The organism is Pseudomonas sp. Y39-6 (assembly GCF_023651955.1).
Classification (GTDB): domain Bacteria; phylum Pseudomonadota; class Gammaproteobacteria; order Pseudomonadales; family Pseudomonadaceae; genus Aquipseudomonas; species Aquipseudomonas veronii.
Window position 1 is genome coordinate 1,456,750 of record NZ_CP069594.1, and the last position, 23,145, is coordinate 1,479,894.

A 23,145-nucleotide genomic window follows, 5' to 3' on the forward strand; every position below is an offset into this window, starting at 1 on the left:
TTTTTTTTATGAAGCCGGTTAAGCGGCTCTCTTATACAGCGAATGCCCGTGACGGCTCCTGAGGCATCTCAGGCAATCGTCTTGAAGTGTAGAGCATGAGTCGTGCCAGTCCACGAGTAAAAGGTTAACTATATGATTTATATAGGGATTAACTTTTTATGAACGAGGATTTATAACGGCCAGGTCCGGCAAACCGAATCGCGCAGGGGAATGCTGTTCGGAAAACCGAATGGCTGAACCGATATGAAAAAGCCCCTGGGCCTTACGGCGCAGGGGCTTTTGTACGAGCAGTCTGTCAGGCCGCCTGGATCTTGCTGCGGTTATGCTCAACCTTGGACAGATAACGCCGCACATTGGCCTGTTCTTCCGGGGTGGTGAACAGGCCAAGCTTGGTGCGGCGCCACAGCACGTCCTCGGGTTGGGTCGCCCATTCTTCGGCGCACAGGTAGTCGACTTCGCGGGTGTACAGGCCGCCACCGAGGTGGTCGCCGAGGTCGGCCAGCGATTGCACGCCTTCGAGCAGGCGCCAGGTGCGGCTGCCGTAGGTGGTGGACCAGCGCCGCGCGATTTCGCTTGGCACCCAGTCGAACTGGGTACGGATGGCCGCAGCGAGGGCTTGCGGCGTGCTCATGTCTTCGCCGCCCGGCAGGCTGGCGGTGGCGGTCCAGCTTGGGCGCATCTGTGTGAAATAGGGCGCCAGGTGGGCCATCGCCGACTCGGCGAGCTTGCGGTAGGTGGTCAGTTTGCCGCCGAACACCGACAGGATCGGCGCCTCGCCAGCGCCGCCGGAGAGCGACAGGGTGTAGTCGCGGGTGATGGCCGACGGGTTGTCCGACTCGTCGTTGCACAGCGGGCGCACGCCGGAGTAGGTGTGGACGATGTCGTCGCGGCTCAGTTGTTTCTTGAAGTGAGCGTTGACCACCTTGAGCAAGTAGTCGGTTTCACCTTCGGTAATCGCCACTTTCGCCGGATCGCCGGTGTATTCGCGGTCGGTGGTGCCGATGATGGTCAGGTGGTCCAGGTATGGAATCGTGAACACGATGCGCTGGTCTTCGTTCTGCAGGATGTGCGCGTGGGCGCCTTCGTACAGTTTCGGCACGATCAGGTGGCTGCCCTGGATCAGACGGATGCCGTAGGGCGAATCCAGCTTCAAGTCTTCCTTGATGAATTTGGCGACCCACGGCCCGGCGGCGTTCACCAGCGCCTTGGCGCGGATCGAGAACAGGCTGCCGTCGGTGCGTTCCATGTTCATTTCCCACAGGCCCTTGCTGCGGTACGCGCTGACGCAACGGGTTTGGGTGTGGATGTGTGCGCCTTTTTCACGCGCGGCCATGGCGTTGAGCACCACCAGGCGGGCGTCATCGACCCAGCAGTCGGAATATTCGAAGCCTTTGGTGATTTCGCTTTTCAGCGGGCTGTCGGGGCCGAACTTGAGGCTTTTCGAACCGGCGAGCTTTTCGCGCTTGCCCAGATGGTCATACAGGAACAGGCCGGCGCGGATCATCCACGCCGGACGCAGGTGCGGGCGGTGCGGCAACACAAAGCGCATCTGCTTGACGATGTGCGGGGCCTTGGCCAGCAGGACTTCGCGTTCGGCCAGGGCTTCGCGCACCAGGCGGAATTCGTAATGTTCGAGGTAACGCAGGCCACCGTGGATCAGCTTGCTGCTGGCGGAAGACGTGTGGCTGGCCAGGTCGTCCTTTTCGCAAAGGAATACCGACAACCCGCGCCCGGCTGCGTCTGCTGCAATGCCGACGCCATTGATCCCGCCACCGATTACGGCAACGTCATAGACTTCGGCAAGCGGTGGAGCAGGCAAGGTGGAAGGGTTCATCGGCTGGCCTCGCGATCTTTTCGTATTGGAAATCGAACATTAATGTTCATTTCCGAAAATGGTAGCTGATAAACGCGCCCACAGCCACCCGACTTCGATTGAAAAAACTCATCGAAGGGCGAGAAAAGGAAAATTTGTGAACATGTGCCTGGGGAAGGCTCAAGGAAATGGGGGCTGGATCAATCGCTATCGGGGGCAAGCCCCTCCCACATTTGAATGGGTTCACACATCAAAGTGTGGGAGGGGGCTTGCCCCCGATAGCATCAGTGCAGGCGCTAGACGACTTCCAGCCGAACCTTATGCTGGTTCAACAACTGCACCAGCGCCGGCACCGGCTGCTGGTCAGTCACCAGGCAGTCCACCAGGCTGATCGGGCCCAGGCGAATCATGGCATTGCGCCCGAATTTGCTCGAGTCGGCCGCCAGGATCACCTTGCGCGCATTGGCGATGATCGCCTGGGAAACCCGCACTTCCTGGTAGTCGAAGTCGAGCAGGCTACCGTCTTCATCGATACCGCTGATGCCGACCAGGGCGAAATCGACCTTGAACTGGTTGATAAAGTCGACGCTGGCCTGGCCCACCACGCCGCCGTCACGTCGCACACTCCCGCCAGTCAGCAGCACGTCGAAGTCGTCCTTGGCGCTGAGCATGGTGGCGACGTTGAGGTTGTTGGTGATGATTTTCAGGTGATTGTGGTTGAGCAACGCACGGGCGATGGATTCGGTGGTGGTGCCGATGTTGATGAACAGCGAGGCATGGTCGGGGATTTGTGCGGCGATCGCTTCGCCGATGCGCTGTTTCTCGTCGCGCATCTGGTCGGCCCGCATGGCGTATGCGGTGTTTTCGACGCTGGAATCATAGGCTGCGCCGCCGTGGTAGCGGCGCAACAGGTTGGCGTCCGCCAGCTGGTTGATATCGCGGCGGATGGTTTGCGGGGTGACAACGAACAACTGCGCCATTTCCTCGATACTGACGTAGCCGCGTTCGCGGACCAGTTCGAGGATTTGTTGCTGGCGGGGAGGCAGATTCATTGGGCGTCCTTTGGGCTGCCATACAAAAGTGGCCCATGATGACGCAGGAATCTGCTCCCTGCCAGTTACAACCCTAAGTGGTTCCGGCGAAGGGCTTATTCAGCGCCTTCGTGCGGTTCCCAATCACGGGTGCGGCTCACCGCTTTTTGCCAGCCGGCGTAGAGTTTCTCCTTGGCCGCTTCTTCGAGCTGGGGTTCGAATTCGCGCTCGATCACCGCTTTGCCGCGCAATTCCTCCAGGCTGCCCCAGAAGCCGCAGGCCAGGCCCGCCAGGTAGGCGGCGCCGAGTGCTGTGGTTTCGCGCATTTGCGGGCGTTCGACCTGGGTGCCGAGGATATCGGCCTGGAACTGCATCAGGAAGTTGTTGGCCACCGCGCCGCCGTCCACGCGCAGGGATTTAAGGCGTTCGCCGGAGTCCTGCTGCATCGCGTCCAATACGTCGCGGGTCTGGTAGGCAATCGACTCCAGAGCTGCGCGAATAATGTGATCCACGCGCACGCCACGGGTCAGGCCGAACAACGCGCCACGGGCATACGGGTCCCAATACGGCGCGCCCAGGCCGGTGAACGCGGGCACCAGGTACACGCCGTTGCTGTCCTTGACCTTGCCGGCGAAGTATTCGGTGTCGTGGGCGTCGTTGATGATTTTCAGCTCGTCGCGCAGCCACTGTACGGTGGAACCACCGTTGAACACGGCGCCTTCCAGGGCGTAGGCCACTTCGCCACGCGGGCCGCAGGCGATGGTGGTGAGCATGCCGTGCTTGGATTTCACCGCTTTGTCGCCGGTGTTCATCAGCAGGAAGCAACCGGTGCCATAGGTGTTCTTGGCTTGGCCCGGTTCCACGCACATCTGGCCGAACAGCGCGGCCTGCTGGTCACCGGCGATGCCGCCGATGGCAATGCCACTCTTGGTGCGGCCGTAGATTTCCGACGACGATTTCACTTCCGGCAGCATTTCCCGCGGCACATCGAGGATGTCCAGCATCTTCGCGTCCCACTCCAGGGTGTGGATGTTGAAGAGCATGGTGCGCGAGGCGTTGGTGTAGTCGGTGACGTGGGTCTTGCCGCCGGTGAATTTCCAGATCAGCCAGCTGTCGATGGTGCCGAACAGCAGCTCGCCGTTGCGCGCACGTTCGCGGCTGCCTTCGACGTTATCGAGAATCCACTTGAGCTTGGTGCCGGAGAAGTAAGGGTCGGTGACCAGGCCGGTGGTATCGCTGATGTATTGCTCGTGGCCATCACGCTTGAGCTGCTGGCAGATCTCGGTGCTGCGGCGGCACTGCCAAACGATGGCGTTGTAGATCGGGCGGCCGGTGACTTTGTCCCAGACCACGGTGGTTTCGCGCTGGTTGGTGATACCGATGGCGGCGACCTGGTCATGGTGCAGGCCGGCCTGGGCCAGGGCTTCGACCATCACCGCGCTCTGGGTCGCGAAGATTTCCATCGGGTCATGTTCGACCCAGCCCGCTTGCGGGTAATGCTGGGCGAACTCACGTTGGGCGGTGCAGACCACGTTGGCGTCACGATCGAAGATGATCGCCCGGGAACTGGTGGTGCCCTGATCGAGGGCAATGATGTAGTTCTTATTCTGAATGTCGGTCATGTCGATTGCCTTGGACGAGAAATAAGGAAGTGGGTAAACCGCCTGGGCCACGAAGGGGCAGGGTGGACCAGGCTGGCTATCAGGAAATGCGGGTGTTGCCGTTGACGGCGCTGTCTTCGGTTTCGGCGACAGCGGGTGCGGCGCTTGGCAGGTGACGGGCAATCAGCCCGCGATACGCTGCAGCCCCCAGGCATGCACCGACAATCGGTGCGAAAATCGGCACCAGGAAGTAAGGAATATCACGCCCGCCAGTAAAGGCCATTTCACCCCAACCGGCGAAAAAGGTCATCAGCTTGGGCCCGAAATCCCGTGCCGGGTTCATCGCAAAGCCGGTCAGCGGGCCCATCGCGCTGCCAATCACCGCGATCAGCAAGCCGATCAGCAGCGGTGCCAACGGGCCGCGTGGCAGGCCGTTGTTATCGTCGGTCAGGGCCATGATCACGCCCATCAGGATCGCGGTGATGACCATTTCCACCAGGAAGGCCTGGGCCGTGCTCAGCAGTGCATGGGGATAAGTCGAGAATACCGAGGCCAGTTCCAGGCTGGCCTGGGTGCCGCGCACCAGATGGTGGGTTTGTTCGTAATCGAAAAACAGGTTGCTGTAGAGCGTGTACACCAGGGCCGCGGAGCAGAAGGCGCCGGCGACTTGGGCGAGGATATAGAAGGGCAGTTTGCGCTTGTCGAAATCGGCAAAGAGACACAGGGCGATGCTGACCGCCGGGTTCAGATGTGCCCCGGAGATGCCCGCGCTCAGGTAGATCGCCATGCTCACGCCGATCCCCCAGATGATACTGATTTCCCATAAGCCAAAGCTGGCACCCGCGACCTTGAGCGCAGCGACACAACCGGTACCGAAGAAGATCAGAAGCGCAGTCCCCAGGAATTCGGCCATGCATTGGCTCGAAAGTGAAGGCTGTTGAAGTGCAGTTGTCATGGAAAACCTCAATTTGTTGTTCTTGTCTGGCGTCTGGCCTCAACGGGCCTTGCGCGATTTTCACCGTGTCGAGGATCCCCATCCCGGGCACGGCTTACTGCTGGAATGCTGCGGATGTATTCCTACAGTATTCGGAAACGAAAAAATATAGACAAGAATGACTGCTGTCAAAGGTCGAAAGTGAACTATCAGTCATTTTCGAACTATAGGTTTGATGAATGATCACGCTCGCCACAGTAAGTATTGCCATGAGTGAGGGGCGTACTAGAGCGTTTTGTGTGGGCTTGGCCTAGAATTGGCCATCCGTTTGCCACGCCTGGAGCGTCCATGACCCCCGCATTGGATTTGTTGAAAAAAGTTCGCGCCGAACATCGCATTCACAGTTATGAACACGATCCCAAAGCTGCCTCGTATGGCCTGGAGGCCGCGGAAAAGTTGGGTCTGGACCCGGCGCAGGTGTTCAAGACCTTGCTGGCGAGCAGCGAGAAGGGCGAATTATTGGTGGCGGTGGTGCCGGTCGTCGGAAGTCTGGACTTGAAAGCCCTGGCGCACGCCGCCGGGGTGAAAAAAGTCGAGATGGCCGACCCGGCGGCGGCGCAGCGTTCCACTGGCTATCTGCTGGGTGGGATCAGCCCGTTGGGACAGAAAAAGCGTTTGCGCACCTTTATTGATATTACTGCGCAGCCGTTCCCGACGATTTTTGTCAGCGCCGGGAGACGGGGGTTGGAAGTAGAGCTGTCCGCAGCGGTTCTGGCCGAGCATACCCAGGCCACGTTCGCGCCGATCGGCCGGGCCTGAGTTCGAAGGCTGGAGCGGGGTTCTTCAGTTGGCCGGGCTGTAGCGCCGCACACCCGAATCGGTGTGCGGAATCTGCGCCGCCGTGCTGCCGGAAGCCCGGAACAGCACCAGGTGTTCGACGGCGACGCGGATCCCCACGTCTGCACCGACCTGATGGTCGGCGTGGCTGGGGAAGATCGACTCCAACTGGGCGCCCGTCGGCAGTTGCAGGCGGTACAAGGTCGAGGCGCCGAGGAACGTCTTGCCGACTATCCGCGCTTTCAATGCGCTGTCCGGTGCGTAGACGATGTCGTCCGGGCGCAGCAATACATCCACGGCGCCACCTGCCGGCCAGCTATACGCGCGGTTGCCGCGCAGGTCGCCGAGCTCGGTGCTGACCGATTCCGGCGTACACAATTGGCCACGGATGAAATAGCCCTGGCCGACAAAGCTTGCGACGTAGGGTGTGAGCGGTTCGTGATAGAGGTTGTAGGGCGTATCCCACTGCTCCAGGCGACCTTCCTTGAACACGCCGACGTGGTCACTCACGGCAAATGCTTCTTCCTGGTCATGGGTCACCAGGATCGCACTGGTGCCACGTGCCTTGAGAATGTCGCGCACCTCATGGCTGAGCTTGCGTCGCAGCTCGCCATCGAGGTTGGAGAAGGGTTCGTCGAGCAGCAACAATTGCGGCTCCGGCGCCAAGGCGCGGGCGAGGGCCACGCGTTGTTGCTGACCACCGGACAGCTCGTGGGGAAAACGCTTGCCCAGGTTCTTCAGGTTGACCAGCTCCAGCAATTCGGCGACCACGCGGTCTTTCTGCGGGTGCTTGCGAATGCCAAAGGCGATGTTGTCGGCCACGCTCAGGTGGGGAAACAGCGCGTAGTCCTGGAACACCATGCCGATGCGACGTTTCTCCGGCGCCAGGGTGAACCCTGCACTGGAGATGACTTCGCCGGCCAGGCTGATTTCGCCTTCGTGTACCGGTTCGAACCCTGCGATCGCACGCAGGGTGGTGGTCTTGCCGCACCCCGAGGAGCCGAGCAGGCAACCGATGTCGCCGGCGTTGAGGTGCAGGTTGAGGTTCTGTACCACCCGCTGATCTTGATAGCCGCATGCCAGATTGCGCAGGTTCAGCAGTAATGGCTTGCTCATGCGTGGTGGTACGCCGGTTCGACCAGAAATTCGAGCAGGGCCTTTTGTGCATGCAGACGGTTTTCTGCCTGGTCCCAGGCGACCGAACGCGGGTCGTCGAGCAGATCGAGGCTGATTTCTTCGCCACGGTGGGCAGGCAGGCAGTGCATGAACAGCACGTCCGGCGCGGCCAGGTCGAGCAGGGCGCGGGTGACCTGGAACGGTGCAAACAGCTTCAGGCGCTTGGCGGTTTCGTCTTCCTGGCCCATGGAGGTCCAGACATCGGTGCTTACCAGGTGCGCGCCGACCACCGCGTCTTTTGGATCACGCAGGATCTGCACGCGACCATCGGCTTTGGCCAGGAATTCGGCGGACGGTTCGAAGCCTTCCGGGCAGGCGATGCGCAGGTGGAAGTCGAACTGGATCGCCGCTTCTATATAACTGTTGCACATGTTGTTGCCGTCGCCGATCCAGGCCACGGTCTTGCCCTGGATCGAGCCACGGTGCTCGAGGAAGGTTTGCATGTCGGCCAGCAACTGGCACGGGTGCAGGTCATCGGACAGGCCGTTGATCACCGGTACCCGGGAGTTCGCGGAAAATTCGGTCAGGGTGCTGTGGGCAAAGGTCCGGATCATCACCGCATCGAGCATGCGCGACATGACAATCGCGCAATCGCTGATTGGCTCGCCACGGCCCAGCTGGGTGTCACGCGGCGACAGGAAGATGGCCTGGCCACCCAACTGGATCATGCCGGCCTCGAAGGACAAGCGGGTGCGGGTCGACGATTTCTCGAAAATCATCCCGAGCACGCGGTTTTTCAAAGGCTCGAACAGTACGCCGCGGTTACGCAGGTCTTTAAGCTCAATGCCTCGACGGATCACGCTGACCAGCTCTTCGGGCGTGCAATCCATCAGGGAGAGAAAGTGCCTTGCGCTCATCATTAACTACCTTTTTGCAACAGACCGCAGATACTCAAAGCCTTGTTTATTGTGAAAACGGGCGAGACCTGCGGCGAAAGCCGCACGGGGCGACGAAATAGGGGAAGGCGCGATCTTATAATTAAATGTCGCGTCTTACCAATAGGGCTACGGTGTTTAGGGGTGTTCAGACAGGCGCGAGAGCGCTTTTGAAGACGATTTCCTGACAGCAGCGGGTCATTTGTACACTGGCCCTGCGACCTTTTGCAATCCGCGAGGGCGGGGCCAGGCCTGGCTGCGTCGGTTTCAGGGGCACTTCGGCAGGTTTTGAAACATTTTCTCACGCTTGCCCATGGCCTGGCCTGATGCCCTTCGATTCACGCGACGAACGTTGCTGGTGCCCGCCGCAGTCGCGGCCCATAGTCAGGCCAAAGCCCTAATAAAGAGACTGGCCATGACCAAGACTCTCCACCACCGTGCCTGCCATCTGTGCGAAGCCATCTGTGGCCTGACCCTGGAAACCACCCAAGCCGAAGACGGCAGCCTGGCGATCACGTCGATCAAGGGCGACCCACTGGACACCTTCAGTCGCGGGCATATCTGCCCCAAGGCAGTGGCGTTGCAGGATATCCAGAATGACCCGGACCGCCTGCACCAACCCATGTTGCGGGTGGGTAGCGAATGGCAACCGATTGCGTGGGAAGACGCCTTCGCGCTGGTGGCCGAAAAACTGGCGGGCATCCAGGCTCGCTACGGACAGAATTCAGTGGCGGTGTACCAGGGCAATCCCAGCGTGCATAACTACGGGCTGATGACCCACAGCAATTACTTCCTTGGCCTGCTCAAGACACGCAACCGGTTTTCCGCGACGTCGGTCGACCAGTTGCCTCATCACCTCAGCAGCCACCTGATGTACGGCCATGGCCTGTTGTTGCCGATTCCGGATATTGACCACACCGACTTCATGCTGATCCTCGGCGGCAACCCGCTGGCGTCCAACGGCAGCATCATGACCGTGCCCGACGTGGAGAAGCGCCTCAAGGCCATCCAGGCCCGGGGCGGCAAAGTGGTGGTGGTCGACCCGCGGCGCAGCGAGACGGCGGCGATTGCCGATCAGCACCTGTTTGTACGGCCCGGTGGCGACGCCGCGTTGCTGTTCGGACTGCTCAACACGTTGTTTGCCGAAAACCTGACCCGTGCCAGTCACTTGCCAGTCGACGGCCTGGACGACGTGCGCCGCGCAATCGCCGGGTTTACCGCTGAGGCCATGAGCCGCCAGTGCGCGCTGCCTGCCGAGCAGATCCGCCAGTTGGCGCGGGATTTTGCCGCGGCGGACAGGGCCGTGTGTTACGGGCGCATGGGCGTTTCGACCCAGGCATTCGGCACGCTGTGCCATTGGCTGGTGCAATTGATCAATCTGGTCACCGGTAACCTGGATCGTCCAGGCGGCGCCTTGTGTACCACGCCAGCGGTGGACCTGGTGGCCTCCACCTCCGGCGGGCATTTCAATCGTTGGCAGAGCCGTGTGTCGGGGCGTCCGGAGTACGGTGGCGAGTTGCCGGTGTCGGCGTTGGCGGAAGAAATGCTCACCGAAGGTGAAGGACAGATCCGCGCCCTGGTCACCGTGGCCGGCAATCCGGTGCTATCGACGCCGAATGGTCGCCAGTTGGAGCAGGCCCTGGATGGGCTGGAATTCATGGTCAGCGTCGATCTCTACATCAACGAGACGACGCGTTATGCCGACCTGATCCTGCCGTCCACCTCGGCGCTGGAAAACGATCACTACGACACCACCTTCAATATGTTCGCGGTGCGCAATGTCAGCCGTTTCAATCGTGCGATCCTGCCCAAGCCTGACGGCGCGCTGCACGACTGGGAGATCTTCGTCGGCCTGGCCAAGGCGTTTGCCGCGCACACCGGGGTTGCGCTCAAGCCGACCCTGCCACCGGCGCAGATGATCGATTTCGGCCTGCGCGCCGGCGTGTATGGCGATGCTTCCAGCCACCAATTGTCGGTGGCAATGCTCGCCGAACACCCCCACGGCGTGGACCTGGGGCCCCTGACGCCCAATCTCGCCGCGCGCCTGAAAACCGCGAATGGCCGGGTACAGGCCGCGCCGGCCGTGATTCTGGCGGACCTCGCGCGCTTCGCGGCGCAACCGCTGCCACCGGCCGACGAATTGCTGTTGATCGGCCGCCGCCATGTGCGCAGCAACAATTCCTGGATGCATAACTATCACCGCCTGGTGAAGGGCAAGCCCCGGCACCAACTGCTCATGCATCCGGAGGATCTGGCCCGCCGCCAATTGAGCGACGGGCAGCGGGTGAAGGTCAGTTCGCGCATCGGCATGATCGAGGTCGAGGTCGCGGCCAGCCTGGACATGATGCCTGGCGTGGTCAGCCTGCCGCATGGTTGGGGCCACGGGCGTCCGGGCGTGCAGATGACGATCGCCAGCCGTCAACCGGGTGCCAGCGCGAACGACCTGACCGACGAGCGGCAGTTGGATGAATTATCGGGCAATGCCGCGCTGAACGGCGTGCCGGTCCACGTAGCTGCGGCATAAGGTCTCCGAGCACCACGCTGGGATTTTGCGTTACAATGCGCCACCGTGCCGACCTGTGAGTCGCAAAGTTCCAGCCGAGGTGTTCCATGGATATCATCGAAACGATCAAAGAGCAGATTGCCAACAACACCATTCTGCTTTACATGAAGGGCTCTCCCAATGCCCCGCAGTGCGGCTTCTCCGCGAAAGCGTCCCAAGCCATCATGAAATGTGGCGAGAAATTCGCTTATGTGGATATCCTGCAAAACCCGGAAATTCGCGCGAACCTGCCCAAGTACGCTAACTGGCCGACTTTCCCGCAACTGTGGGTAGCCGGTGAGCTGGTCGGCGGCAGCGACATCATCAGTGAAATGTTCGAGAACGGTGAGTTGCAGACGTTGGTCAAAGACGCAGCGGCAAAAGCGGCAGCCCAGACTGAAGCTTGATTGGCCTGCAACAAAAAGCCCCGCTTCTCATACGAGAGCGGGGCTTTTTTGTGCTTCATCTGTAGGAGCGAGCTTGCTCGCGAAGAACGTCAACGATAACGCGGGCCCCCTGATGGAATGCGGTGCCCTTGAGTTTTTCGCGAGCAAACTCGCGCCTACCGTGAATAAGGGTTATTCACCCATCTGCGATTGCAGGTAGTTCTCCAGGCTGACCTTGTCGATCAGGCCCAGTTGGGTTTCCAGCCAGTCGATATGTTCTTCCTGGTCTTCCAGGATATCTTCCAGCAGTTCGCGGCTGCCGAAGTCCTTGGTCACTTCGCAGTGAGCGATGGCGGCCTTGAGCTCGCTGTGGCTCTTGCGTTCGAAGCCCAGGTCGCTGCTGATCATTTCGTGGGTATGCTCGCCGATGTTCAGCTTGCCCAGGTCCTGTACGTTCGGCAGGCCTTCCAGGAACAGGATGCGCTTGATCAGGGCATCGGCGTCCTTCATGGCTTTGATCGATTCCTTGTACTCACGCTTGCCCAGCTTTTCCAGGCCCCAATCGTCATACATGCGCGCATGCAGAAAGTACTGATTGATCGCGACCAGTTCATTGCCAAGGATTTTGTTGAGTTGCTGGATGACTGAGATGTCGCCTTTCATGATTGGGGTCCTGCCCTTTATTCGCGGTATATAAGCAGGAGTCTGCGTGGCGAGCCCCTGAGTGTCAAACCTAAGTTATTGAATAATAAATGAAAATTAATCTGAATAAGAATGTTTATGTTCCGCGTCTTGGCCCTAACTAATTGAATTGCGGGCATAAAAAAGCCGGACACTAAGTCCGGCTCTTTAAAATACGTTGATTCAGGCGTGTGTAAATTCTGCTGAATAGGGCAGCGCGACCTGAGCTGTTTGCAGCTGCGTCAGGGTTTCCCGTACCACTTGCTTGGCGAGGCAAGCACATTTGCCACATTGGCTGGCAACGCCGGTCGTTTCACGCACTTCCTTGTAGCTGCAGCAACCTTCGTAGATTGCTTCGCGGATTTGTCCGTCGGTGACGCCAGTGCATAGGCAGACATACATAAGGGAGAACCATCGCGGGTTTAAGGCTTAAGTGCGATGGATCTTAATGTTAACGAGAATGATTGTCAAAGTAGTTTTGCCGTGCTGGGCCGCGACTTTGCCTGTGCGCTGACGAACGGTTTTTTCAGTGTATGATGGTCGGTCTTCACGAAGCGTGACTGCGTCACAGGCTTGTCGCTTATGCGCGGCAGACTCGAGGCCGGTCCTTTTACTTCAATCGTCACCCCTGCATCAGGAGATATCCAATGAGCGTACTCGTCGGCAAACAAGCCCCGGATTTCGACGTACCTGCCGTTCTCGGCACTGGCGAAATCGTTGACAGCTTCAAGCTGTCTGAAGCCATCAAAGGCAAATACGGCCTGGTGTTCTTCTACCCGCTGGACTTCACTTTCGTCTGCCCTTCGGAGCTGATCGCTCTGGACCACCGCATGGACGATTTCAAGGCGCGTAACGTTGAAGTGGTCGCGGTTTCCATCGACTCCCATTTCACCCACAACGCCTGGCGCAACACTGCCATCAACGATGGCGGCATCGGCAAAGTCAAATACACCATGGCTGCCGACATGAAGCACGACATCGCCAAGGCCTACGACGTTGAGTCCGAAGGCGGCGTGGCGTTCCGTGGCGCGTTCCTGATCGATGACAAGGGCGTTGTGCGCTCGCAGATCATCAACGACCTGCCGCTGGGCCGTAACATGGAAGAGCTGATCCGTCTGGTCGACGCGCTGCAATTCCACGAAGAGCACGGCGAAGTCTGCCCTGCCAACTGGAAAAAAGGCGACAAAGGCATGAACGCTTCGCCAGAAGGCGTTGCAGCCTACCTGACCGAGAACGCCGGCAAGCTGTAAGCCTCGTTTGCGGTAAAAAAAACCGGCCTGAGAAGGCCGGTTTTTTATGCGCGGGATTCCACTTCAGTCGTTGAAGTCTTCCCAGCCGCCCATCTGTTTCCAACGGTTGACGATGCCGCAGAACAGCTCGGCGGTCTTTTCGGTGTCATAGCGCGCCGAGTGGGCTTCGCGACCGTCAAAGTCGATACCGGCGGCCTGGCAGGCTTTGGCCAATACGGTCTGGCCATAAGCCAGGCCGGCGAGCGTAGCGGTGTCGAAGCTGGAGAACGGGTGGAACGGGTTGCGCTTCATGTCCAGCCGCGCCACGGCGGCATTCAGGAAGCCCAGGTCGAAGCTGCTGTTGTGCCCCACCAGGATCGCGCGTTTGCAGCCATTGGCCTTCAACGCCTTGCGCACGCCACGGAAGATATCGGTCAGTGCTGCTTCTTCACTCACCGCCATGCGCAGTGGGTGATCGAGCTTGATCCCGGTGAATTCCAGGGCCGCGGCTTCGATATTGGCGCCTTCGAACGGCTCGACGCGGAAGAAGTGGGTGTGTTCCGCGAACACAAAACCCTGTTCGTCCATGCCGATGGTGGTCGCGGCAATTTCCAGCAGCGCGTCGGTGGCGCAGTTGAAGCCACCGGTTTCTACGTCGATGACGACCGGCAGATAGCCGCGAAACCGCTCGGCCATCGGGTGACGGGAACCGCCACCGCTGTGCTCGTGTTCGTCATCGTAATGGTCTTCACTCACTTGCTTTCCTCCAGCAGGCGCCAGCGCAGTGTTTCACCGGCGCGCAGCGGGATAACAGTCAGCTCGCCAAACGGCAGGCTGACGGGGGCAGTCCAGTCTTCACGGACCAGGGTGATGCGGTCGGTATTCGCCGGCAGCCCGTAGAAACGCGGGCCGTTGAGGCTGGCGAAGCCTTCGAGTTTGTCCAGGGCGTTGCGTTGGTCGAACGCTTCGGCGTACAACTCGATCGCCGCATAGGCGGTGTAGCAACCGGCACAACCGCAGGCCGCTTCCTTGGCATGCTGGGCATGGGGCGCCGAGTCGGTGCCGAGGAAGAACTTCGGGTTGCCGCTGGTCGCAGCGTCCAGCAGGGCCACCTGATGGGTGTTGCGCTTGAGAATCGGCAGGCAATAGAAGTGCGGCCGAATCCCGCCCACCAGCATGTGGTTGCGGTTGTAGAGCAGGTGATGGGCGGTGATGGTCGCGCCAACGTTGGCCGAGGCCTCGGTGACGAACTGCACCGCATCGGCCGTGGTGATGTGTTCGAACACCACCTTGAGGGTCGGAAACAGCTCGAGCACCCGGCGCATATGCTCGTCGATGAAGATCTTCTCGCGATCGAACACGTCGACATCGCCGCGGGTGACTTCACCGTGGATCAACAGCGGCATGCCGACTTCGGCCATCGCTTCGATCGCCGGCAGGATCTTGTCGATGCTGGTCACGCCGGAGTCGGAGTTGGTGGTTGCGCCCGCCGGATACAGCTTGGCGGCGTGTACGAAACCGCTGGCCTTGGCCTCGCGGATTTCGTCGGGCTGGGTGCGGTCGGTCAGGTAGAGCACCATCAACGGTTCGAAGCGGCTGCCGGCCGGCCGTACAGCGAGGATGCGCTGGCGATAGGCGTCGGCCTGCGCGGCATTACGCACCGGAGGTACCAGGTTAGGCATGATGATGGCGCGGCCAAACGTGCGCGCAACATCGGCCACGGTGTGGGGCAACGCAGCACCATCGCGAAGATGAATATGCCAGTCGTCGGGACGCAGCAGGGTCAGGCGGTCGGACATTGGGGATTCCAGGCGGGTCAATCTGGTGGGAATGCTACCGGAAAAGACTCTTGCAGGCACTCGCTATCAAGTTTTGCCGGATGCATCCGATAGCCTTTGGTATGCCTTAACGATGTATGACGCTTTGAAGTGTTGTAGAAACCAGTGGAGCCTCCCGTGCGCCAGCATTATCTAGCCCTGCTCAGTGTGTTCGCCAGCCTGCCTGCGATGGCCCTCACGTTCCAGACACGTCTGGAGAATATTGAGTGGAAGGTGGAGGGCGACAAATTCGAGTGCCGCTTGACCCAGCCGATCACCGATTTCGGCTCGGGTGAGTTCGTGCGCCGGGCCGGCGAGCAGGCGACATTCCGTCTGAAAGCCTTTAACGGCTTGCTCGGCGCAGGATCGGCGACCCTGCTGGCGGCGGCTGCGCCATGGCAACCGGGCCGCGGCGATATCAACCTCGGCGCCGTGCGTGCCGGCAGTGGCGATGTCTTGTTCAACAGTTCCCAGGCCCAGGCCGGGCGCCTGTTCAATGGCCTGCTCGAGGGGCGCAGCCCGACCGTGCGGCATTACGGGCGTGAAGGCGGCTATTCGGAAATTCGTCTGTTGCCGGTGAAATTCAACAAAGCCTACAACGACTATCAACTGTGTACCGCCAAGCTGCTGCCGATGAATTACGATCAGGTCAAGCAGACCGAAGTTGGCTTCCCCGGTGGCGGTATCGAGCTGGACGCAGCGGCCAAGCGCAAGCTGGCGGTGATCGTCGAATTCATGAAGGCCGATCCGACGGTCAACCATATCGAATTGAACGGTCACTCCGACAACAGCGGCAATCGCCTGACCAATCGCGATGTCTCGCGCCGTCGCGCATTGGCGGTGATGGACTACTTCAAGGCCAACGGCGTGCCGGAGTCGCAGATCACCATGCGTTTCCACGGTGAAAGCTACCCCTTGGCGCCCAATACCAATGCCGCCAACCGCGCGCGCAATCGGCGCGTCAATATCCAGCTCGAACGCGTGGCCGCCCCCGAGAAACCGGCGGTGCAAGCCAAGGGCCCGAGCAACCCCGCCGCTACGTCATAAGGTGCGACCATTGGTCGCCCGCTCGACATAATCTGTCGCTTTATCTTCATTTGCTGTCGCGCCCCTGTAATTTCGCGGTTTTGATCGGTAGAATCGTTGCCTTTCCGTAAAACCCCGTGGAGTGATGGCATGGCCGACGTAAACAAGGTCGTTCTCGCGTATTCCGGCGGCCTGGACACTTCGGTGATCCTCAAGTGGCTGCAGGATACTTATAACTGTGAAGTGGTGACCTTCACCGCTGACCTGGGTCAGGGCGAAGAGGTCGAACCTGCACGCGCCAAGGCGCAAGCCATGGGCGTCAAAGAGATCTACATTGACGACCTGCGCGAAGAGTTCGTCCGCGATTTCGTTTTCCCGATGTTTCGCGCCAACACCGTCTACGAAGGCGAGTACCTGCTGGGTACCTCCATCGCACGTCCGCTGATCGCCAAGCGCCTGATCGAAATCGCCAACGAAACCGGCGCTGACGCCATTTCCCATGGCGCCACCGGCAAAGGCAACGACCAGGTGCGTTTCGAACTGGGCGCCTATGCCCTCAAGCCGGGCGTGAAAGTGATTGCCCCTTGGCGTGAATGGGACTTGCTGTCCCGTGAAAAACTGATGGATTACGCTGAAAAGCATGGCATTCCGATCGAGCGTCACGGCAAGAAGAAGTCCCCGTACTCGATGGACGCCAACCTGCTGCACATCTCCTATGAAGGCGGCGTGCTGGAAGACACCTGGACCGAGCACGAAGAAGACATGTGGCGTTGGACCGTCTCCCCGGAGAACGCTCCCGACAAGCCGCAGTACCTGGAACTGACCTACCGCAACGGCGACATCGTCGCGCTGGACGGCGTCGAGATGACCCCGGCCACCGTACTGGCGACCCTGAACCGTATCGGCGGCGAACACGGTATCGGCCGTCTCGACATCGTCGAGAACCGTTACGTGGGCATGAAGTCCCGTGGCTGCTACGAAACCCCAGGCGGCACCATCATGCTGCGCGCCCACCGCGCGATCGAGTCGATCACCCTGGACCGCGAAGTGGCTCACCTCAAAGACGAGCTGATGCCCAAGTACGCCAGCCTGATCTACACCGGCTACTGGTGGAGCCCTGAGCGTCTGATGCTGCAACAGATGATCGACGCTTCCCAGGCTCACGTGAACGGCGTTGTGCGCCTGAAGCTGTACAAGGGCAACGTGATCGTCACCGGTCGCAAGTCCGATGAGTCGCTGTTCGACGCCAACATCGCCACCTTCGAAGAAGATGGCGGCGCCTACAACCAGGCGGACGCAGCAGGCTTCATCAAGTTGAATGCACTGCGCATGCGTATTGCGGCCAACAAGGGTCGCAAGTTGTTCTGAGTGTTCCCGTCGAAATGAAAAGTGGCCCCTTGTTCAGGGGCCATTTTTTTGCCTGTAAAAAAGGCGCGGCGATCCTGATGTTTAAAGTTGTTTAGGTTTGTTTAAAGTCTATCGAGGTTCGTCGTTTCAGAAAGTTTGATGCCTGGCCCGCCGAGGAATGAATTATTTACACCTGAGTAGGAACTATGTCTTACAGAAAATTCACTCACAAAAGTGCGGCGTAGATGTAAGTCGCGGAAAGTTCTGTAGGAAATTTATGGTGTAAATAAATATGTTGAATGGAACTGAAATCATCAGGCTTTTTTTACCTGTCGGCCCTTGCGGTCGCGACATGCAAGGGGCATTTCCTGAAACGGGTGTGCGCTGCGTTTACGGTTGCCCCCCTATTCACCGGATATTTCTCTCAAAATATGTGCGAGCCCGGAAAGGTCTGAAAGGCTCCATAAAACTCGAAACATCTGAGTTGGTGTTTTTTTGTAGGTTAATTCCTATCTCGTTGTGGGTTGGGTCTCTGCTTGCTGTTGCTTGGGGTGGAACGCTATGCCAACTAGGAAACGACTAGGCTATTGTGCTTGCTCTGAATAATTCGAACAGCGAAATTGGACTTTCTCATGAATAAAGTGCTGATCGTGGATGATCATCCCGTCATTCGTCTTGCTGTGCGCATGCTAATGGAGCGTCATGGTTATGAGGTCGTTGCCGAGACCGATAACGGTGTCGATGCGTTGCAACTTGCACGGGAACATATGCCGGACATTGTCATACTGGATATTGGAATTCCCAAACTCGATGGCCTGGAAGTTATCTGCCGGCTGTCGTCCACCAAACAGGCCACACCGTTCAAGGTGCTGGTCCTGACTTCCCAGGCGCCGGGCCATTTCTCCATGCGCTGCATGCAGGCGGGGGCGGCCGGGTACGTGTGCAAGCAGCAGGACCTGACGGAATTGCTGAGTGCCATCAAGGCGGTGCTGTCCGGCTACAGCTACTTTCCCAACCAGGCGCTGAATTCGGTGCGTTCCACCATGGGCAACGCCAGCGAGGCCGACATGGTCGAGCGCCTTTCGGGACGCGAGATGATGGTGTTGCAGCAACTGGCGCGCGGCAAAACCAACAAGGAGATCGCTGACGGTATGTTCCTCAGCAACAAAACCGTCAGCACCTATAAGACACGCTTGCTGCTCAAGCTCAATGCCCGCTCACTGGTCGATCTGATCGAGTTGGCTCAACGCAATGGCCTGGTCTAGAGGAGGGCGCCACCCCATGGCTGGATAGCCAGGCGAATCGGCATAAAAAAGCCTCCGTGAGGGAGGCTTCCGGCCGTTCTCGGCTGATCAGAGGTCGAAATCGTAATCGGCCAGCTGTTTTTGCAAGCGTCGCTCTTCCAGAAGGTTGTCGATGGTGCGGCGTTTGCTTAGATTGGTCTTGGCCACCTCTACAGGTGCTTCCTGCCCATCGTCATCCGACTCGACAAGGTCATCGTCCACTTCCAGTTGTTCTTTGCCAGTGCTCATAACGTTAACTCCGGGCTAAGACTGCCGTTGGCGCTCCTTATAACGATATTCCATGAGCGGGTAAAAAAGATTTTTTCAATCGATAGATCGAAAAAACCTATGATCCCTCAATCGTCCGACGTCTTGTCCTTGTATTCGCACAGGTCTTCGATGCGACAGCTGCCGCAGCGCGGCTTGCGGGCCTGGCAAACGTAGCGCCCGTGAAGGATCAGCCAGTGGTGCGAATCGAGCAGATACGGCTTGGGGACAAACTTCATCAGTTGTTTTTCCACTTCCACCACATTCTTGCCGCGGGCAATGCCGGTGCGGTTGCTCACCCGGAAAATGTGAGTGTCCACGGCCATGGTCAGTTGCCGGAACGCCGTATTGAGCACAACGTTTGCCGTTTTGCGGCCCACGCCTGGCAAAGCCTCCAGCGCTTCGCGGGTTTGCGGCACTTCGCCGCCATGCCGCTCCACCAGCAGGCGGCAGGTCTCGATGACATTTTTCGCCTTGCTGTTGTACAAGCCGATGGTCTTGATGTATTCGGATAAACCTTCCACGCCCAAGGCATGGATCGCTGCCGGCGTGTTCGCCACGGGATACAGTTTGGCCGTGGCCTTGTTGACGCCGACGTCTGTGGATTGGGCCGAGAGAATCACCGCAATCAGCAACTCAAACGGCGTGGAGTAGGCCAGTTCGGTTTTGGGTTCCGGATTGTCTTCGTGGAGCCTGCGGAAAATTTCCAGGCGTTTTGCGGCGTTCATGGGGCAGGCGATTCCTTGCTGGCGGTCAGCGTGATTGTGAAAAATGGGCCCAGGCTTGCAACCCAGCGAGCAATAACCCAAGCAGGATAAACCCGGCCGGCATCAATGTGGTGGCGGCACTGGCGCGTAACAACCCCATGACGAGCATGAGCGCGGCGAACAGGCCGACCAACCGTAGCTGCGCCTTGCGCTGGCCCGCCTCAAAGAAACCATGGTGTTCCAGGACAACGCATTGCACGCTGATCAGCGCGAGGTAGATGCCCAACTGCTGATACAGCGGCAGCGCAAATGCCTGCAACAGTAGCTGCACACAACTGACCAGTGTCGCGGCGACCATCAAGCTGGCACCCAGTCGCAGGGACGCGCTCAGGCGCGAGCGTACCGCGCGCATGACCAGGCCGTAGAGCGTCACGGTCAGCGCCGACAACGCCAGGAAACTCAGGGCTTTGGGCAGGGTGTCAGTCACCCCGAGCAACGGTGCCAGCAGCGTTGCATTGGCCAGGCCAACGGCTCTAGTCATGGGCGTCGGGCTCCAGCAGGGATGAGCGGTGCTCGTCGAAATAGCGCAAAGCGTCATGGGTGGCGCTGATCACCGCTCGAGAGGTGAGGGTGGCACCGGCTATTTGATCGACGGTCGAGTCTTGCATGTCCGTGCGCGAACGCCCCTTGAATGAGGCCAGCCAAGGGTTGCCGGGCTGGCTGATAAGCCCGCCCAGGGTTGGGGTTTCCGATTGCGCCAGGGTCTTGATGCCCAGCAGCTTGCCGTCGCGGTCAATGGCGATCAGCAGTTCGATCGGGCCGGCATAGCCGCTGGTGCTCAACCGCAGCAGCACCGCGCTGGGTTGGCCCGACAGGCTGACCCGATAGCCACCCAGCAGTTGGCTCTCCTCCAGCGGCTGCGCAGCGATCGGCAGCGGTTGCTCCAGCGGCTGATTGTCATAACGGTCGGCGGGTAGCAGGTCGAGCAATGCCTGGCGCTTCAGGGCCAGGGCCTGGCGCGCGGCGTGATCGGCAGTCAGGTGCTGAAGGGTCAGGATCAGCGTGCCGCCGCCGATAGCGATCAGCAACGCCAGCAGTACGCCTCTGTGCGACTTCATAGGCTGACCGCCGGCTGTTTCGCGGCCACCAGGCGTTCCAGCGCCGGCACGGCCAGGTTCATCAGCAGCACCGCAAAGGCTACACCGTCCGGGTAACCGCCCCACGTGCGAATCAGATACGTCAGCAGGCCCACGCCCACCCCGAACAGCAGCCGGGCCCTGGGGCTTTTGGGGCCGGAGACCGGCTCGGTGACGATAAAAAATGCGCCGAGAAGCGTGGCGCCCGTCAGCAGATGAAACAGCGGCGAGCCGTGGGAGTCAGAGCCCGAGCCATTCCAGCACAGCAGGCTGATCACAAACAGGCTACCCAACATGCCCAAGGGCGCGTGCCAACTGAATACCCGCTGGCGCAACAGCCACAGACCGCCGGCCAGAAACGCCAGGTTCACCCACTCGCTGCCCTTGCCGCCGACATGCCCAAATGCCGGGTTGCGCGCGAACAGTTCATCGATGGTCAGGCTTTTGTTCAGTCGCAGGGCGTCCAGTGCCGTGGCCTGGGCCCAGGCATCGGGCGCGTCGCGGTGCAGGCCGAATACCTGTTGTGCGCCGGCCAGCAGGTCCATGCCGTGGGTGGTCGGCCAGTGCGTCATGAGTTGCGGAAAGGCCACCAGCATCGACGCATACCCGACCATCGCCGGGTTGAAGGGGTTGCGCTGGCCGCCGTACAGGTGCTTGCCCAGCAGCAGTCCACTGGCCACGGCCGCCACGCACAGCCACCAGGGGCAATAGGGCGGCAGTGCCAGGGCGAGCAGGGTCGCGCTGACCAGGCTGCTCAGATCGCCGCCACGCGCCCCCCGCAGGCGTTGCACGCCCGCATCGACCAGCAGTGCGCAGCCCGTCGCCAGCAACAGATTGATCAACACGCCCCAACCGAACAGCCAGAACATTGCCAGCCCACCCGGCAGTGTCGCCAGCAACACCCGTTGCAGGGCCTGTTGAGGCTCAAGCGTGGCCATGGGCATCCACCTGGCGCTGTGCTGCGTCGAGATTGGCGTGTGCCTCGGCCAGTTGCTGTGGGTCGGCGTTCCGATCCTGGGCTTTCTTCAATTCGGCGCGCCGCATTGCCAGTTGGATCTTGGCGCGCTTGAGATCGGCGGTGTTGGCGGGGGCCGGCGTTGCAGGCGCGGGGTTCACCTCCAGAGCGGCCAATGCCTGCTCCGCGGCTTCGAACTGTTGTTGCAGCACGATCAGTTGCGACTGCTGTTCAAAGGTGGGCGGATGCCCGAATGCCTTCAAGGATTTATGCAACTGCGCACGGCTCATCGCCACGTTGATCTTGGCTTTCTTGATCGCGGCGTCCTGGGCTGCCTGCGCCGCATCGATCGGCACGGCGGCCAACGGCGCGGCCCGCTTGGCGCGGGCCAGGCGTTCGGCCTGTTTGTGTTCTTCTTCCCGTTGCAGGCGCGCGTTGCGTTGCTCAAAGCGTCGCCGTGCGCGGTCTCGCTTCAAGCCGCGAGCGCGGCGCTGGTGGTCGTTGGTCGCCAGGCCGCCGACAATCGGCAGTACCGCCACTAGCGGGCGCATCTCGATGCAATCGACCGGGCAGGGCGCGACGCACAGGTCGCAGCCGGTGCATTCGTCGATGATCACGGTGTGCATCCATTTGGCCGCGCCGACAATTGCATCCACCGGGCAGGCCTGGATGCATTTGGTACAGCCGATGCATTCGGCCTCACGGATGTAGGCAATCTGTGGTGGCGCTTCGCCGCGGCTGGTATCCAGTGCCAGTACCGGCACGTTCAGCAACTGCGCGAGCGCGCCGATCGTTTCCTGCCCGCCGGGCGGGCATTTATTGATGGCTTCGCCTTGGGCGATCCCTTCGGCGTAGGGCTTGCAGCCCGGGTGCCCGCACTTGCCGCATTGGGTTTGCGGGAGCAGCGCGTCGATACGTTGAATCAGGCTCATGCTTTGATCATTGCGTTGAAACCCAGAAAAGCCACCGCCATCAGCCCGGCGCTGATCAGTTCGACCGGCAGGCCGCGGAAGGGCAGCGGGATGTCGTTGTCGGCGATGCGCTGGCGCAAGTCGCTGAACAGGCTCAGCACCAGCCAGAAGCCGAGCCCGGCGCCCACGCTCAGTGCCGCCATGTGCGCCAGCCCCTCATCATCTTCAATGCCCAGCAACACCACGCCCAGTACCCCGGCGTTGCCCAGCAGCAGCGGCCATAACCCTTCCGTCGGCAGCGTAGGGCGCAGGCGCGTGAGCGCGCCGAGCACGGGGCGGATCAGCAGCGCGGTCAGCGGTAAAAACACCCACAGTCGCAGGGCAGTCAACCCCAACGGTTGCAGCACGTAGTGATCCAGCAAATAGGCCAGCACGCCGCTCACTGCCATCAACACGGTGGTGGCAATCCCCAATGCATGCACCCGCGAGCGTGAATGCGCGGCCAATATCGGGTCGACGGCCAACGGCATCTGCAACACGAGGTTGTTGATCAGGGCGGCGCTGACAAGGGTGAGGAGCATATCGGTCATG

Annotated in this window: 23 protein-coding genes and 1 pseudogene; 7 read left to right on the forward strand and 17 right to left on the reverse strand. The window is 60.2% G+C overall.

Annotated features, from left to right (window positions below):
• Window positions 1-295: 295 nt before the first annotated feature.
• The 4 genes from glpD to JN756_RS06490 all read right to left on the reverse strand — a co-directional run bounded on the left by glpD (window position 296) and on the right by JN756_RS06490 (window position 5,400).
• On the reverse strand, window positions 296-1,834 hold the full coding sequence (gene glpD / locus JN756_RS06475; RefSeq protein WP_057004346.1) for a glycerol-3-phosphate dehydrogenase: 1,539 nt from the start codon (window positions 1,832-1,834) through the stop codon (window positions 296-298).
• 275 nt (window positions 1,835-2,109) lie between these two features.
• Window positions 2,110-2,865, reverse strand: a complete 756-nt coding sequence (locus tag JN756_RS06480) for a DeoR/GlpR family transcriptional regulator (protein WP_017844613.1) — start codon at window positions 2,863-2,865, stop codon at window positions 2,110-2,112.
• A 95-nt stretch (window positions 2,866-2,960) separates the two neighbouring features.
• Window positions 2,961-4,466 (reverse strand): glycerol kinase GlpK, encoded by a 1,506-nt coding sequence (glpK, locus tag JN756_RS06485; protein WP_017844614.1) that lies wholly within the window; start codon window positions 4,464-4,466, stop codon window positions 2,961-2,963.
• Window positions 4,467-4,545: 79 nt separating this feature from the next.
• Complete coding sequence (locus JN756_RS06490; RefSeq protein WP_026139753.1) at window positions 4,546-5,400, reverse strand: MIP/aquaporin family protein; 855 nt, start codon at window positions 5,398-5,400, stop codon at window positions 4,546-4,548.
• Between the two features lie 327 nt (window positions 5,401-5,727).
• On the opposite strand from JN756_RS06490, the gene ybaK reads away from it, so the two are divergent.
• Entirely contained in the window at window positions 5,728-6,198 is a 471-nt protein-coding gene (gene ybaK / locus JN756_RS06495) for a Cys-tRNA(Pro) deacylase (RefSeq protein WP_017844616.1), read from the forward strand.
• 24 nt (window positions 6,199-6,222) lie between these two features.
• On the opposite strand, the gene JN756_RS06500 is transcribed toward ybaK, so the two are convergent.
• Window positions 6,223-7,332: an ABC transporter ATP-binding protein gene (locus JN756_RS06500; RefSeq protein WP_046384545.1), complete on the reverse strand. Its 1,110-nt coding sequence runs from the start codon at window positions 7,330-7,332 to the stop codon at window positions 6,223-6,225.
• A complete protein-coding gene (argF, locus tag JN756_RS06505) occupies window positions 7,329-8,249 on the reverse strand; it encodes an ornithine carbamoyltransferase (RefSeq protein ID WP_026139754.1) in 921 nt (306 codons plus the stop codon). Before argF ends, JN756_RS06500 begins: the two co-directional genes overlap by 4 nt.
• Before the next feature lie 433 nt (window positions 8,250-8,682).
• Here argF and JN756_RS06510 point away from each other — a divergent pair, with 433 nt between their 5' ends.
• Both JN756_RS06510 and grxD read left to right on the forward strand, forming a co-directional pair.
• Window positions 8,683-10,791, forward strand: a complete 2,109-nt coding sequence (locus JN756_RS06510) for a molybdopterin oxidoreductase family protein (RefSeq protein WP_102617512.1) — start codon at window positions 8,683-8,685, stop codon at window positions 10,789-10,791.
• Between the two features lie 86 nt (window positions 10,792-10,877).
• Window positions 10,878-11,216: a Grx4 family monothiol glutaredoxin gene (gene grxD, locus JN756_RS06515; protein ID WP_046384543.1), complete on the forward strand. Its 339-nt coding sequence runs from the start codon at window positions 10,878-10,880 to the stop codon at window positions 11,214-11,216.
• A 171-nt stretch (window positions 11,217-11,387) separates the two neighbouring features.
• Here grxD and bfr read toward each other — a convergent pair whose 3' ends face one another.
• Both bfr and JN756_RS06525 read right to left on the reverse strand, forming a co-directional pair.
• Complete coding sequence (bfr, locus tag JN756_RS06520) at window positions 11,388-11,858, reverse strand: bacterioferritin (protein WP_017844621.1); 471 nt, start codon at window positions 11,856-11,858, stop codon at window positions 11,388-11,390.
• A 201-nt stretch (window positions 11,859-12,059) separates the two neighbouring features.
• Window positions 12,060-12,278 carry a bacterioferritin-associated ferredoxin gene (locus JN756_RS06525; RefSeq protein WP_026139755.1) on the reverse strand — a complete coding sequence of 73 codons (219 nt, stop codon included), beginning with the start codon at window positions 12,276-12,278 and terminating at the stop codon, window positions 12,060-12,062.
• 245 nt (window positions 12,279-12,523) lie between these two features.
• Here JN756_RS06525 and JN756_RS06530 point away from each other — a divergent pair, with 245 nt between their 5' ends.
• Window positions 12,524-13,126 (forward strand): peroxiredoxin, encoded by a 603-nt coding sequence (locus JN756_RS06530; protein WP_017844622.1) that lies wholly within the window; start codon window positions 12,524-12,526, stop codon window positions 13,124-13,126.
• A gap of 63 nt (window positions 13,127-13,189) precedes the next feature.
• On the opposite strand, the gene rnt is transcribed toward JN756_RS06530, so the two are convergent.
• Together rnt and pyrC are read right to left on the reverse strand one after the other, a co-directional pair.
• Entirely contained in the window at window positions 13,190-13,861 is a 672-nt protein-coding gene (gene rnt, locus JN756_RS06535; RefSeq protein WP_017844623.1) for a ribonuclease T, read from the reverse strand.
• Window positions 13,858-14,904 carry a dihydroorotase gene (gene pyrC / locus JN756_RS06540; RefSeq protein ID WP_201021943.1) on the reverse strand — a complete coding sequence of 349 codons (1,047 nt, stop codon included), beginning with the start codon at window positions 14,902-14,904 and terminating at the stop codon, window positions 13,858-13,860. Before pyrC ends, rnt begins: the two co-directional genes overlap by 4 nt.
• 156 nt (window positions 14,905-15,060) lie before the next feature.
• Between pyrC and JN756_RS06545 the strand changes: the two genes are divergently transcribed.
• The 3 genes from JN756_RS06545 to JN756_RS06555 all read left to right on the forward strand — a co-directional run bounded on the left by JN756_RS06545 (window position 15,061) and on the right by JN756_RS06555 (window position 18,560).
• Complete coding sequence (locus JN756_RS06545) at window positions 15,061-15,969, forward strand: flagellar protein MotY (protein ID WP_057005827.1); 909 nt, start codon at window positions 15,061-15,063, stop codon at window positions 15,967-15,969.
• A gap of 129 nt (window positions 15,970-16,098) precedes the next feature.
• Window positions 16,099-17,316, forward strand: a complete 1,218-nt coding sequence (locus JN756_RS06550; protein ID WP_017844626.1) for an argininosuccinate synthase — start codon at window positions 16,099-16,101, stop codon at window positions 17,314-17,316.
• Between the two features lie 611 nt (window positions 17,317-17,927).
• Complete coding sequence (locus tag JN756_RS06555) at window positions 17,928-18,560, forward strand: response regulator transcription factor (RefSeq protein WP_017844627.1); 633 nt, start codon at window positions 17,928-17,930, stop codon at window positions 18,558-18,560.
• Between the two features lie 87 nt (window positions 18,561-18,647).
• Here the strand turns inward: JN756_RS06555 and JN756_RS06560 are convergent, their stop codons facing one another.
• The 7 genes and pseudogenes from JN756_RS06560 to JN756_RS06590 all read right to left on the reverse strand — a co-directional run bounded on the left by JN756_RS06560 (window position 18,648) and on the right by JN756_RS06590 (window position 23,144).
• Entirely contained in the window at window positions 18,648-18,827 is a 180-nt protein-coding gene (locus JN756_RS06560) for a PA3496 family putative envelope integrity protein (protein ID WP_017844628.1), read from the reverse strand.
• Window positions 18,828-18,934: 107 nt separating this feature from the next.
• Window positions 18,935-19,573, reverse strand: a complete 639-nt coding sequence (gene nth / locus JN756_RS06565) for an endonuclease III (RefSeq protein WP_046384541.1) — start codon at window positions 19,571-19,573, stop codon at window positions 18,935-18,937.
• 25 nt (window positions 19,574-19,598) lie between these two features.
• Window positions 19,599-20,093, reverse strand: a complete 495-nt coding sequence (locus JN756_RS06570; protein WP_057005823.1) for an Rnf-Nqr domain containing protein — start codon at window positions 20,091-20,093, stop codon at window positions 19,599-19,601.
• Window positions 20,086-20,670, reverse strand: coding sequence for an RnfABCDGE type electron transport complex subunit G (locus JN756_RS06575; RefSeq protein ID WP_057005822.1), 585 nt, complete (start codon window positions 20,668-20,670; stop codon window positions 20,086-20,088). The genes JN756_RS06570 and JN756_RS06575 overlap by 8 nt, the downstream gene beginning before the upstream one ends.
• A complete protein-coding gene (locus JN756_RS06580) occupies window positions 20,667-21,626 on the reverse strand; it encodes an RnfABCDGE type electron transport complex subunit D (protein WP_057005821.1) in 960 nt (319 codons plus the stop codon). Before JN756_RS06580 ends, JN756_RS06575 begins: the two co-directional genes overlap by 4 nt.
• Before the next feature lie 556 nt (window positions 21,627-22,182).
• Window positions 22,183-22,554 (reverse strand): annotated as a pseudogene (rsxB, locus tag JN756_RS32330) (electron transport complex subunit RsxB); the annotation flags it as partial.
• A 17-nt stretch (window positions 22,555-22,571) separates the two neighbouring features.
• Entirely contained in the window at window positions 22,572-23,144 is a 573-nt protein-coding gene (locus tag JN756_RS06590; protein ID WP_046485771.1) for an Rnf-Nqr domain containing protein, read from the reverse strand.
• Window position 23,145: the final 1 nt, after the last annotated feature.